A 12,924-nucleotide genomic window follows, 5' to 3' on the forward strand; every position below is an offset into this window, starting at 1 on the left:
ACGGCGAAAAAAGATTTATTTTACACCATATTTAATTATGCCAGCACTAAATGAATCGTATTTCATTAGCTCAGATCGAGCAGTATGCTTTTGAAAAGAAGGAATTTATCTTAGCCGAAGACGCCCTCCATCAAGTATCCCAATCATTTGCCTTTTTAACGAATTTCTCCAAAGACAAAATCATATATGGTATCAATACCGGTTTTGGCCCTATGGCGCAATACCGTATCGAAACCGACCAGCTCAACAATCTGCAGTACAACCTGATCCGCAGCCATTCGAGCGGGGTAGGGAGGCCGCTGAATGAGATGTATGCGCGCAGCGTGATGCTCGCGCGCCTGAATTCTTTTTTACAGGCGAACTCAGGTGTGAGTACTGCGGTGATCAGGCAATTAGTGACGTTTTTGAATAATGGCGTCGTGCCGGAAATCTTCGAACACGGAAGCGTAGGCGCGAGTGGTGACCTCGTGCAGCTTTCACATTTGGGTTTAAACCTGATTGGCGAGGGGTTTGTGTACGACAATGGCGTACGTCGCAAAACGGCCGAAGTATTGGCGGAAAAAGGTATCAAACCGCTTAAAATGGAGCTCCGTGACGGCCTGGGGCTGATTAACGGCACATCGTGCATGACCGGCATGGCGGCGGTGAACCTCATTTATGCCAAAAGACTGGTTCAATGGGCCATTACCGCGTCGTCGATGATCAATGAAGCCATTGAATCCTTTGACGACTCTTTTTCCAAACAGCTGAATGCCGTAAAACACCATAAAGGTCAGCAGGTTGTGGCGCAGCATATGCGCGATTTTGTAGCCGGAAGCGGCCTGATCCGCAGTCGCGAAGAGCTTTTCCGCGACGATACGGCCATGCAGAAGACGGAATTCGAGCGTAAAATACAGGAGTATTACTCGATCCGCTGCGTGCCGCAGATCCTCGGCCCGGTGCTGGATACGATCCAATATGCGCAGGAAGTAGTTGAAAATGAATTGAATTCAACCAACGATAACCCGATCGTGCGGCCCGAGGACGACAACGTTTTCCATGGTGGTAACTTTCACGGTGACTATATTTCACTGGAAATGGACAAGGTGAAGCTGGTTTTGACCAAGCTGACAATGCTTATGGAACGCCAGCTCAACTTTTTGATGAACAGTAAGTTGAATGGTAAATTCCCGCCGTTCCTCAATGCAGGAACCTGGGGTTTGAACTTCGGTTTTCAGGGCGTACAGTTTACAGCTACATCCACAACGGCCGAATGCCAGGCATTGTCGACTTCGGTTTACGTTCACAGCATTCCGAACAATAACGACAACCAGGATATCGTCAGCATGGGTACAAACAGCGCGGTGATCGCGAAGCAGGTACTTGAAAACGCGTTCCAGGTAATGTCGATCCACATCATGGCGATATGCCAGGCGATTGATTTGCTGCACCCCGAGGAGAAAGAGAGGCTGTCACCCAATGCGAAATCGGTTTACGCCCAGATTCGCCGTCACGCCAGTTTCGTGACAGACGACGTGCCGCAGTTCGAAAGTATTGCCGCCGTTTTTGAATATATCAAAGAAACCCCATTTCACTTATGAATTGCGCATTGGTAACCGGTGCATCCAGGGGACTTGGCAGGGCCATCGCGGTCCAGCTCGCCAAGGACCATGGTTTACATATATTGGTCAATTACGCCTCCAACCAGGCAGCGGCGGAAGAAACACTGGACGAAATCCAGGCCAATGGCGGTAGTGGCGAGTTACTGCCTTTCAATGTGCAGAACAAGGCGGAGGTGGACGAAGCATTGAACGGCTGGCGCGAAAAGAACGAAGACAAGTTCATCGGTGTTCTCGTGAATAATGCGGGTATCACCCGCGACGGGCTGTTTATGTGGATGCCGGAGAAAGATTGGGACGATGTTCTGGATATTTCCGTAAAAGGTCTTTATAATGTAACCCAGAATGCCATCCAGCAAATGCTGCGGAAGCGCTCGGGCCGGATCGTGAATATCGCATCGGTGTCGGGTATGAAAGGCGTGGCGGGCCAAACAAATTATTCGGCAGCGAAAGGCGCGATCATCGCAGCTTCGAAGTCCCTGGCTCAGGAGGTCGCCAAACGGAAAATTACCGTGAATGCCGTGGCGCCGGGTTTTATCACCAGCGACATGACCAAAGATCTCAACGAGGACGAACTGAAACAAATGATACCGATGAACCGTTTTGGCAAGGCGGAGGAAGTGGCGCACCTGGTGAGCTTCCTGGTTTCCGACAAGGCAGCCTACATTACGGGAGAGGTAATTAATATCAACGGAGGAATTTATTCATAATCCATGAGCCAAAGGGTTGTTATCACTGGAATCGGCATTTATTCCTGCCTGGGCAAAAACCTGGACGAGGTTACGCAGTCGTTGTATGCCGGTAGAAGTGGTATCGTGTTCGATCAGGTCCGGAAAGACTTCGGTTTTCGCTCGGCGCTCACCGGCATGGTACAGGAGCCCGACCTGAAAAACTACCTCTCACGCCGCCAGCGGGTGGGGATGCACCAGCCCGCGGTGTATGCGTATATGGCTACGCACGAGGCGCTCGCATTGTCGGGCCTGGATACCGATTTTCTGGAAACGACCGAAACCGGGATTATCTACGGCAACGACAGTACTGCGGCATCGGTGGTCGAGGCTGTCGACAAAGTCCGTGAAAAGCACGATACGACGCTGATCGGCAGCGGCGCTATTTTCCAGAACATGAATAGCACCGTCAATATGAACCTTTCGACGATATTCAAGCTGAAAGGGATCAACTTTACCCTGAGCGCTGCTTGTGCGTCGGGCTCGCATTCGATCGGAATGGGTTACCTGATGATCAGCCAGGGCTTGCAGGAGCGCGTGATATGCGGGGGCGCACAGGAGATCAATGCATCCGCCATGGCGAGCTTCGACGGGCTGGGGACATTCTCCGTACGCGAATCGGAGCCGGAAAGGGCTTCCCGTCCATTCGACCGCGACCGCGACGGGCTGATCCCGAGCGGCGGTGCGGCTACAGTGATCCTTGAATCCTATGAAGCTGCCGTAAAACGCGGCGCACCTATACTGGCCGAGCTGATAGGTTACGGCTTTTCTTCCAACGGCGACCACATTTCCAATCCGAGTATCGACGGCCAGACGCGCTCCCTGCAAATGGCATTGAAACAGGCGGGAATCACAACCAATGAAGTCGACTATATTAATGCCCACGCGACATCAACGCCCGTCGGGGATGGCAGCGAGGCGCGGGCTATTTATGAGGTTTTCGGCGGGGATGTGCCTGTGAGCTCCACCAAATCGATGACTGGCCATGAATGCTGGATGGCAGGGGCAAGCGAGATCGTTTATTCGCTGCTTATGATGCAGAATTCGTTCGTGGCGCCCAATATCAACTTCGAAAATCCCGACGAGGATTCTGCTAAAATCAATATTATTCCCGAAACCAGGGAGCAGCAGATCAATTGTTTTCTTTCCAATTCGTTTGGCTTCGGCGGGACCAATTCGACGCTGATCGTCAGGAAAATCTGAAAGCGGGCAAGTGACCAACCGGCTCCCGTGGAGGTCACATTACTACTACAACTTCGTGAACGGCGGTGTGGCGCCATGCGAAATTTCGTATTTTTGTTAACCTCCGATATTCCATCTGCCAACTGCAATGATTTCCAGTGGAATTTATTGTGCAAAGGGGTGTCTTTTATTTGAAAATTTGGGAATATTTTTAAACTATCAGGAAGAATAAACTAATTTTGCAGCTATGTATGCTAACGATGTTAAAATGAGTTGGGAAGAAGTTATTGAAGAGACGAGGGATTTTTTATCTGAGGAGTTTGAGGTAGACCGGGATTTGATTCTTCCTGAAAACAGTTTGAAAGACACGCTGGATCTGGACAGTCTTGACTACGTAGACCTGGTTGTGCTCATAGACGAAAACCTCAATATTAAGCTCACTGGTGAAGATTTCAAGGAGATCGTGACCTTCGGTGATTTCTATCAGCTTGTCCGCAAGAAACTCGCATTGTAAAAATGAGCCGTTGGGACGGTAAGACCAAGGGATCGTTAACGGGTTACAAAATTTTCCTGTTTTTTATCAATACCCTGGGCCTGGGCTTCGCCTACGGGCTTCTGCGGGTGGTTACTTACTACTATTATCTTTTCGCGGCAAAGCCCAAAAAGGCTTTGCTGGATTTTTATCAGAACACCCTTCATATCGCGGGTTTCGATGCCAGAAAAATGGCACGGAGGAATTTCTATATTTTCGGGCAGACGCTCGTCGACCGGGCCGCGTTCCTGCTGGGAAAAGACCGGCAGTTCTCTCACGTTTTTGAAAACGAACAATACCTGATCGACATTCGCGATGCCGGAAAAGGTGGTATTTTGCTGAGCGCGCACGTGGGCAACTGGGAAACGGCCGGTAACCTGCTGAAAGGCCGCATTACCCCGACGATCAATATCGTCATGCTGGATGCCGAGGTCGAAAACATCAAGAAATATATGGATCTGTCGACCGGCGGTTCGCGGTTCAGGGTGATTGCGATCAAGGACGATCTTTCTCATATTATTGCGATCCGCAATGCATTGGTCAACAACGAATTCGTGGCTATTCATGCGGACCGTTACCTGGAAGGTGCCAAATACATCGAATTGGATTTCCTGGGACGAAAAGCCAAATTCCCCTACGGCCCGTTCGTGATCGCCTCGAAGTTCAATGCGCCGGTGACCTTCGTTTTTGCCGCCAAGGATGGCAAATACAGCTATCATTTGAGCGCTACCAGGCCGATCGAGGCGAAAATGAAGCCGGAGGAAATCGCGCGGCTGTACGTGGACGAACTGGAACGAAAAGTGAGGGCATTCCCGGAGCAGTGGTTTAATTATTTTAATTTCTTTCAAGAATGATCGTCGCAAAAGAGGTTATCACCGACTATATCCCGCACCGCCCGCCCTTTGTGATGGTCGGTAACCTCATTAGCGCCACGCGTGACCGGTTTGAATCGGATTTCGAGGTCGAGAGCGACAATGTACTGGTCCGGGATGGTTTTTTCCTGGAAACGGGGTTGATCGAGCACATTGCGCAGACCTGCGCGGCATCGTTCGGTTACCTGGACAGGGAAGAGGGCGGTGAGCCGAAAATTGGTTTTATCGGTGCGGTCAGCAAAGTACTTGTGACTGAGTTGCCTCCCGTTGGCACGACGATCCGAACCGTTGTAACACCCCTCCATCAGCTGGGAAATATTTACCTTGTTAAGGGCGAAAGTTTCCTGGATGGGCGTATATTGCTGGGATGTGAACTAAAAATCGTAGTAAGCGAGTAACCCCTAATAACTGATTGCATGATTTCTTCCGAAATAGATATAGACATCCGATTCAGCGAAACCGATGCCATGGGAGTGGTGTGGCACGGCAATTATCTGAAATTTTTTGAGGACGGCAGGGAGGCTTTCGGGAGGAAATACGGATTGGAATACCTTGATATTCACGCTAAGGGTTATGTGACGCCCATCGTCAAATCGGAGATCGATCATAAGGCGCCCGTCTATTACGGACAGGCCATTAAAGTCATTACCAGATATATTCCTACCAAATCGGCGAAGATCCAGTTTGAATACGAGGTGCTCAACGTCACCACGGGGCAGGTTTGCGCCACCGGCAAGACGATGCAGGTCTTCCTGGACCGCGATTCCCGGGAGCTGGAACTGATCACGCCGGATTTTTACAAGGAATGGAAAGCGCAGTACGATCTATGATTTACATTGGTGCGGAGGTCATCGTAAGCCCTTTGGGTGATAACGCGGAGGCTAACTGGCAGGCGCTCAGTGAGAACCGCAGCGGTATTGCACTTGCGCAGGGCGTCGGATTTAACGGGGAGGATATTCATTTAGCAAAAATTACCGGCCTTAGAGGTCCGTTGCGCTTTCAGCAACTGGTTATCAAGGCATTGTCGGCACTCAGCCGGCAGATCGATGCATCGATACTGTCGTCCGGGAAAACAATCGTACTGATCAGTTCCACGAAAGGCGCGCTGGACGATAACCTGCATGATCAGTTCAGCGAAACCTGCGCCTCCGTTATGCACCAGTTCAACCTCGCGCATTTACCGATGGTAATTTCAAATGCCTGTATCTCGGGTGTTCTCACCCTGAATGTGGCAGGTAACATGGTTGAAGCCGGTCAATACGACCATGTTGTCGTGATTGGCTGCGACGTTGCTTCCGATTTTGTACTCTACGGATTTCAATCGCTGTTTGCCGTGAGCGGCCAGCCTTGTGCACCTTTCGATGCGGCGCGGAACGGCATTACTTTGGGAGAAGGTTGCGGGGCTGCATTGATCTCTTCCACGAAATCGGTTTTTCAAAATGCGCCACTGGAACTCCTCACGGGCGCGAGCGCGAACGATGCGAACCATATTTCGGGGCCGTCGCGGACTGGTGAGGGACTGGTACGAAGCGTGAGCCGCACAATGCAGAAACACGGAATCGGCAACGAAGAGATAGATTTTATTTGCGCACATGGAACGGGTACGGTTTTCAATGATGAAATGGAAGCCATCGCATTTGACCGTATCGCATTGTCGGATAAGCCATTGAACAGCCTGAAAGGCTATTTCGGGCATACGCTCGGTGCGGCAGGCGTGATCGAAACGGCGGTCTGTATGCAGATGGTCAGGAATAGTATGCTGATAAAAAGCGCGGGATACCGCAATGCGGGCACGTCCAGGCCTTTGAATATCATTCTTGAAAACGAACCGAAAAGACTACGGACCATTCTCAAAACCGCATCGGGCTTCGGCGGGGGAAATGCTTCATTGATGATCAGGGATTTATGAAAGTGATTACAGCATATTGCAACCTCAGTGCCGACGAATGCCTCCTGAACGGCGACGTGGTCGCGCGGCGGGACGCAGGTTCCGAAGATTCCTGGTTCAAGCAGATTTATCGGCAGCAGGGTTTGGGATATCCTAAATTTTATAAAATGGATGGGTTGTCCCAGGCTGGTTACCTGGCTTCGGAGCTTATCAAAAAGGCCAGTCCGGGCATTTCAAACACTTATACGGATGACGAGATCGCGCTAGTATTCGCAAATGCCTCGTCAAGCGCCGAAACCGACCGCCGGTTTATGCAAACTTATGAAGCCGGCGGATCTCCGAGCCCGTCGCTTTTCGTATATACCCTGCCTAATATCGTGTTGGGAGAAATCGCCATTGCGAACAAATGGTACGGTGAGAATATGTTTGCTGTTTTGCCTAAATTCGCTCCCGGTTTTTACCTGGACTACGGGCAGATCCTGCTGGGCTCGGGGAGTCGCGCACTGCTTTGCGGATGGCTGGAAGTGACAGCCAATACCACGGATGTATTCCTTTTCCTGGTGGAAGAGAGAGAAAGCGGAACGGAATTCAACACCGAAAACCTTCTTCACCTGTCGCAGGCCACTTCGGTCGCAACATTTTAACGGACGCTCAATTAATCAGAAGTATGGATAGCTTAAAACAAGATTTAAAAAAACAGATTATCGAACAACTCAACCTGGAAGACCTTTCGGTGGAGGACATCGCGGACGACGCGCTGCTTTTCAACGACCAGGGCCTTGGGCTCGACTCGATCGACGCGCTCGAACTGATCGTGCTACTCGAAAAATACCACGGTATCCAGCTCACCAACCCGGAAGAGGGTAAGGAGGCTTTCAAATCCATCAACACGATGGCGGAGTATATCAATAAAAGGAAAGCAGCTTAACCAACACACCGAATGGGCGTTTGCATTACCGGTATCGGCGTCGTGTCGGCTATTGGCATGTCGGCAGGAGAGAACCTGAACGCTTTGCGGGAGGGAAAGACGGGTATCGGGCCGCTGCATTACCTGCGGGGAACGAAGGCATCGCTGGCCGGCGAGGTAAAGGTTTCCAACGACGACCTGCGCAAGGCATTGAACGTGCGTACCGAATACGTTTCCCGTACTTCCCTGCTTGGTTTGCAGGCGGCACGTGAAGCCTGGGGCGATAACAAGCGCTCCGGCGTGATCCGTACCGGCATTATTTCGGCGACATCCGTAGGTGGTATGGATCGCAGCGAAGTTTTTTACAAAGATTATTTAGCCCAAAATAACCCGGACTACAAGCTGCTGACCTCGCACGACAGCGGCAGCACTACCGAACGCATTGCCAGGGAGCTGGGCATTACGGGCTACATTAATACACTTTCCACTGCTTGTTCCTCCGGTGTCAACGCCATTATGCTGGGCGCGAGACTGATCCTGCAAGGCGCACTCGACCGCGTGCTCGTGGGCGGTTCCGATGCCCTCAGCGGCTTTACGATCGACGGTTTCCGGTCGCTGATGATCTACGACGACCAATGGTGCCGACCATTCGATGAATCCCGTGCTGGCTTAAATCTGGGTGAGGGAGCAGGTTTTCTGTTATTGGAAGGTGAAAAGAGCCTCGAATTGACAGGTAACACGCCCATTTGCAACGTCAGCGGTTGGGCGAATGCTGCCGACGCTTACCATCAGACGGCCTCGTCGCCGGACGGCAAGGGTGCCACGCTGGCGATCGGGAATGCGATCCGCCGCGCGGGAATAGGGCTGGATGAGATCTCGTACGTGAATGCGCACGGGACAGGCACGAAGAACAACGACCATTCGGAATCAGTAGCATTGCGAAACGTGTTCGGCGACCGCATTCCGCCATTCAGTTCCACCAAAGCATTTACAGGACATACGCTGGCCGCCGCGGGCGCGATTGAAGCGGTGTTTTCGGTGCTGGCCATCCGGAATAACCTGATTTTTCCCAACCTGAACTACCATAATCCGATTGTGGAAACGGGCCTCGTGCCGGCAACGCAACTGGGTACAGCGGTGGAAGTAAATGCGGTGCTCTCCAATTCATTTGGTTTCGGAGGGAATAATTCATCATTGGTTTTAACAAAATATGCATAAACCGGCATTGTACCTATCGGCGGCGTCCACGATTTCGCACCAGCCTACCTTTCGCAATCCTGGTTTTTCGGTAGCGTTAGGGCCGGTTGAAGCGTCTTCTGTATTGATAAACCCTGATTATAAAGCATACATAGAAGCCGGTTTGCTGCGCCGGATGAGCAAGATTCTGCGGATGTCGGTGGCTTGTGCCAAAGATTGCATTACGCAGGCCGGCATCGAACAGCCGGACGCGATCGTCGTAGGAACCGGATTGGGCTGTTTGCAGGACACCGAAAAATTCCTGAATACTTCACTCTCAGTAGAGGGATTGCTTCCACCGACTTCATTTATCCAATCGACGCACAATACCATGGCCGGGCAGATCTCACTGAGCATCAGTAACCACGGCTATAATATGACGCACACGCAGAACACCCTTTCATTTGAGCACGCATTGCTCGATGCGTCGATGCTCCTGCGCGAGGGTGACCGCAATGTGCTCGTGGGGGCAGCCGATGAGCATATTGATATTCTGAATGATATTGCGGTCCGGCTGGAAGCAGAGTTATCTTTTGAGGTGACCGCCCCGCTTACTTCGGGCGCTTCTTTTTTTATACTTTCAACTGAAAATCAGGGTGACTCCAAAGTGGCCCTGGCAGATGTGTACACCTGCGGCGGAACTGAAAACGGGCAGGAGGAAATCGACGCATTTCTGGACCGGAACGGCATGCAGGCTGGCGATATCGATTTGGCATTGTACGCAGGCGCGCCCGTGCCAGGTGTGGGACGTAACCTGGATTACCTCTCGCTGGCAGGCATTTATCCAACGGCTTCTGCATTTGCCCTGCATTACGCTATGGACTTGCTCGGAACAAACAGTGACGTAAAGAACGTGTTGATTTGTAATGCATTGAGAAAAAGTAATTTGGGATTAACCCTTCTGAAAGCTGTTGAAGCATAACCTTCTCATATTCTTCTGTATCACGGCGGCGGCGCTCAGTTCCATTGTATTTTGGGAAACAGATTATCTGTGGCTCGTGCTGGCCGGCATTGCATTGCTTTTTATCGGTGTAACGGCTTATGGATCAGCGCAGATACAAGTCAATTATTTCGTTAAATCCATTAACAAAGGGAGCCGTACAAAAGCCATCGCGCTCACCTTCGATGATGGTCCGGATCCTGATTCGACACCCCGCATTCTCGACACACTGCGGGAAAACGATCTAAAAGCGACGTTTTTTGTGATCGGCAAGAAGGCTGTGAATCATCCCGCGCTGTTGCGGCGGATCGTGGACGAAGGACATACGATCGCAAACCATTCGTACAGCCATCATTACCTGATTGCCCTGTTTTCATCCCAGAAGCTCCGCACCGACATTCAGCGGTGCAACGAAGCGATACGCGACATTACCGGCTGTGTTCCGTTGTTTTTCAGGCCGCCATTCGGTGTGACCAACCCGCGCTATGCCGCTGTTCTGAAGGATTTGCAGATGCAATCTATCGGCTGGTCACTTCGAAGCATGGACACCCGGGCGAAAAACAAGTATCAGCTCATTCAGAAAATCATTTCAAAATTAAAACCCAAAGACATCGTTCTGCTTCATGATCATTTGCCGCTGACAGCCGAAACATTACCGGACGTGATCGGGCATTGTCGTGAAATGGGAATTAAAATCGAACCGCTCCCGCGATTGATCGGGAAGGAACCTTATGAAAAGCATTAAAATATTCATGACGTTGGCCGTACTAATGGCAGCCGGTTTTGCGCGGGGCCAGTCGTTCAAACCGGCGGCCAATCCGGAAAAGGTGCTGGCCGAACTCCGGAAGACCTCGCAGGCCACCTCGTCCATTCAGGCATCGTTTACCGAAGAAAAATATCTGGCGGTGCTGAAAGAGCCGGAAAAGTCGTCGGGCTTGTTCTATTACCAGCAAAAGGACAAAATGCGCTGGGAGCAGCGGACGCCTTCGAAATACATTATCCTCATCAACGGGGATAAGTTGCGCATTCAGGAAGGAAATAAGGAAAAGAATGTGGGGCAGGCGGGACGTATGGCGGCGCAAATCAAGGAGTTGATGATCGGGCTTGTTAATGGGGATTTTCAGCAGAACAAAGGGTTCTCATCGGCGGTGCTGGAAGACAGCGACCATTACCAGGTTGTGCTGACGCCGGTAAATCGTCGGTTGAAAAACATTTATTCTAAAATTGCGATGAATTTCTCTAAAAGTTCGCTGCGCTTGAAAGAGCTGTCGTTTTTCGAGAAAGGCGGTGACAAAAGCCTCATGAAGTTTCAGCAGGAGAAATTTAATCAGCCGATCGCCGAAAACCTTTTCAAAGACCTTTGATAACCATGCCTTTGAGCAATCTTTATACGATTACAGCCATTGACCACATCCCCGGCGAGATCGTTTCCACGCTGCAAATGGACGCCGCGCATCCGGTGTTTGAAGGGCATTTTCCCGGCTCGCCAGTGCTTCCGGGCGTCGTGCAATTGGAAATGGTGAAAGCGGTCTTGTCAAAAGCGTTGGGAAAGACATTCGCATTGAAGGAAATGAGCACATGCAAGTTCCTCGAAGTGCTGAACCCGGCCGAAACACCCGAACTGACGATCCATATTCAATACAAACTTGAGGAAGAGCTGCTCGACGTAAATGCTTCCGGCAAGGATGGGGAAAAGACCTATTTCAAAGCCGGGGCCAGTTTCCGTTCATTCATTTAAACCCGACATTCAAAAGCCACAATGACCCTCTCGGACATTCAATGCTGTGTGATCATTCCTACCTACAACAATCGCAACACATTGCGGCGGGTGATCGACGGCGTTTTAAAATATGCTGCCGGTCAGGAGGTGATTGTAGTGAATGACGGCTCTACGGACGATACGATGACGATCCTCGCCGCCTATGGTGCGAGAATCCGTGTGCTGGATAATGTCGTTAACAAAGGAAAGGGATTTTCCCTTCGAAAGGCTTTTGCCGAGGCGAGACGGCTGGGTTTCGAAAATGCCATTACCATCGATTCCGACGGCCAGCATTTGCCCTCCGACATTCCGCTTTTCATAGAAGCGGCGATCCAAAACCCGGGAGCATTGCTGATGGGCTCGCGGAATATGGAGCAGGAAGGTGTGCCCGGGAAGAGCTCTTTCGGGAACAAGTTTTCGAATTTCTGGTTCAAAGTGGAGACCGGGCTTACCTTGCCCGACACCCAAACCGGTTTTCGCCTCTATCCGCTCGCACCGCTGAAAAGGATGTCGCTTTTCACGACCAAATTCGAGACGGAGATTGAGGTGATCGTCAAAATGGCATGGAAAGATGTGCCTATCGTGCCGATCAATATCCAGGTTATCTACGACAAAGACGAGCGGGTGACGCATTTCCGGCCATTTCGCGATTTTACGCGGATCAGCATTCTCAACACCTGGCTGGTGACGCTCACGCTGGTTTATTATCTTCCGAGACGGCTGTTTCGCTACATTCAAAAAAAAGGCCTTTGGAAAATTATCCGTGACGAGGCCGTAAAGCCCGACGAAACCAATTTCAGCAAAGCCAAATCGGTCGGTTTCGGCTTTTTTATGGGTATTGTGCCGATCTGGGGCTTCCAGCTGATGGTGGGTATTCCGCTATCGATCGTTTTCCGGATGAACAAGGTGCTCTTCCTCACTGCGGCGCATATCAGCATTCCTCCGGCCATTCCTTTCATCATTTACGCAAGCTACAAGTTCGGCGGGCTGTTTTACCGCAATGGCGTGCAGATTACCTCTCTGGAGAACCTGACGCTGCAGTCTATTCATGTCAACTTTGTACAATATTTTTTAGGTGGCACGCTCCTTGCTGCAGCCGTGGGTGCAGCTGGTTTCATAGCCAGTTTTCTGCTGCTGGCATTACTTCGTCCGAAGCGCTGAAACGGACATTTTTGGGTCTGTTTTTCATTGATTATCCCAAATAATTCATTTTATTATTCTATTAAATCTCCGGTGCATGGCCGTTGGGTTCTTTCTCTGTTAATACTTGAGAGCCAGTTTG

16 protein-coding genes are annotated in these 12,924 nt (G+C 50.9%); all 16 read left to right on the forward strand.

The genetic code is table 11. The features are described from left to right. Positions 1-50: 50 nt before the first annotated feature. The 16 genes from AAHB90_RS05450 (at position 51) to AAHB90_RS05525 (ending at position 12,803) form a co-directional block, all read left to right on the forward strand. Entirely contained in the window at positions 51-1,580 is a 1,530-nt protein-coding gene (locus AAHB90_RS05450; protein WP_342083903.1) for an HAL/PAL/TAL family ammonia-lyase, read from the forward strand. Continuing rightward, complete coding sequence (gene fabG, locus AAHB90_RS05455) at positions 1,577-2,308, forward strand: 3-oxoacyl-ACP reductase FabG (RefSeq protein WP_342083904.1); 732 nt, start codon at positions 1,577-1,579, stop codon at positions 2,306-2,308. The genes AAHB90_RS05450 and fabG overlap by 4 nt, the downstream gene beginning before the upstream one ends. Positions 2,309-2,311: 3 nt before the next feature. After that, complete coding sequence (locus tag AAHB90_RS05460) at positions 2,312-3,529, forward strand: beta-ketoacyl-[acyl-carrier-protein] synthase family protein (protein WP_342083905.1); 1,218 nt, start codon at positions 2,312-2,314, stop codon at positions 3,527-3,529. A gap of 247 nt (positions 3,530-3,776) precedes the next feature. After that, a complete protein-coding gene (locus tag AAHB90_RS05465) occupies positions 3,777-4,022 on the forward strand; it encodes a phosphopantetheine-binding protein (protein WP_041736282.1) in 246 nt (81 codons plus the stop codon). Between the two features lie 2 nt (positions 4,023-4,024). Continuing rightward, complete coding sequence (locus tag AAHB90_RS05470) at positions 4,025-4,894, forward strand: lysophospholipid acyltransferase family protein (protein ID WP_342083906.1); 870 nt, start codon at positions 4,025-4,027, stop codon at positions 4,892-4,894. Beyond that, positions 4,891-5,310 (forward strand): hypothetical protein, encoded by a 420-nt coding sequence (locus AAHB90_RS05475; RefSeq protein WP_342083907.1) that lies wholly within the window; start codon positions 4,891-4,893, stop codon positions 5,308-5,310. The genes AAHB90_RS05470 and AAHB90_RS05475 overlap by 4 nt, the downstream gene beginning before the upstream one ends. An 18-nt stretch (positions 5,311-5,328) precedes the next feature. Further along, positions 5,329-5,742, forward strand: a complete 414-nt coding sequence (locus AAHB90_RS05480; protein ID WP_342083908.1) for an acyl-CoA thioesterase — start codon at positions 5,329-5,331, stop codon at positions 5,740-5,742. Further along, positions 5,739-6,821, forward strand: coding sequence for a beta-ketoacyl synthase N-terminal-like domain-containing protein (locus AAHB90_RS05485; protein ID WP_342083909.1), 1,083 nt, complete (start codon positions 5,739-5,741; stop codon positions 6,819-6,821). The genes AAHB90_RS05480 and AAHB90_RS05485 overlap by 4 nt, the downstream gene beginning before the upstream one ends. Beyond that, entirely contained in the window at positions 6,818-7,444 is a 627-nt protein-coding gene (locus tag AAHB90_RS05490; RefSeq protein ID WP_342083910.1) for a hypothetical protein, read from the forward strand. Before AAHB90_RS05485 ends, AAHB90_RS05490 begins: the two co-directional genes overlap by 4 nt. A gap of 23 nt (positions 7,445-7,467) precedes the next feature. Then, positions 7,468-7,728 carry a phosphopantetheine-binding protein gene (locus AAHB90_RS05495; protein ID WP_342083911.1) on the forward strand — a complete coding sequence of 87 codons (261 nt, stop codon included), beginning with the start codon at positions 7,468-7,470 and terminating at the stop codon, positions 7,726-7,728. A 12-nt stretch (positions 7,729-7,740) separates the two neighbouring features. Next, entirely contained in the window at positions 7,741-8,925 is a 1,185-nt protein-coding gene (locus AAHB90_RS05500; protein ID WP_342083912.1) for a beta-ketoacyl-[acyl-carrier-protein] synthase family protein, read from the forward strand. After that, on the forward strand, positions 8,918-9,865 hold the full coding sequence (locus AAHB90_RS05505) for a beta-ketoacyl synthase chain length factor (protein WP_342083913.1): 948 nt from the start codon (positions 8,918-8,920) through the stop codon (positions 9,863-9,865). Before AAHB90_RS05500 ends, AAHB90_RS05505 begins: the two co-directional genes overlap by 8 nt. Continuing rightward, on the forward strand, positions 9,855-10,628 hold the full coding sequence (locus AAHB90_RS05510) for a polysaccharide deacetylase family protein (protein ID WP_342083914.1): 774 nt from the start codon (positions 9,855-9,857) through the stop codon (positions 10,626-10,628). Before AAHB90_RS05505 ends, AAHB90_RS05510 begins: the two co-directional genes overlap by 11 nt. Further along, the gene (locus AAHB90_RS05515) at positions 10,615-11,247 is read left to right on the forward strand and encodes a LolA family protein (RefSeq protein ID WP_342083915.1); all 633 of its coding nucleotides are present in this window, start codon (positions 10,615-10,617) and stop codon (positions 11,245-11,247) included. The genes AAHB90_RS05510 and AAHB90_RS05515 overlap by 14 nt, the downstream gene beginning before the upstream one ends. Positions 11,248-11,252: 5 nt before the next feature. Beyond that, the gene (locus tag AAHB90_RS05520) at positions 11,253-11,621 is read left to right on the forward strand and encodes a 3-hydroxyacyl-ACP dehydratase (RefSeq protein ID WP_342083916.1); all 369 of its coding nucleotides are present in this window, start codon (positions 11,253-11,255) and stop codon (positions 11,619-11,621) included. A 21-nt stretch (positions 11,622-11,642) separates the two neighbouring features. Further along, on the forward strand, positions 11,643-12,803 hold the full coding sequence (locus tag AAHB90_RS05525) for a DUF2062 domain-containing protein (RefSeq protein WP_342083917.1): 1,161 nt from the start codon (positions 11,643-11,645) through the stop codon (positions 12,801-12,803). Positions 12,804-12,924 lie beyond the last annotated feature (121 nt).

The sequence above is a fragment of the Dyadobacter sp. OTU695 genome (genome assembly GCF_038440355.1).
Lineage (GTDB): Bacteria > Bacteroidota > Bacteroidia > Cytophagales > Spirosomataceae > Dyadobacter.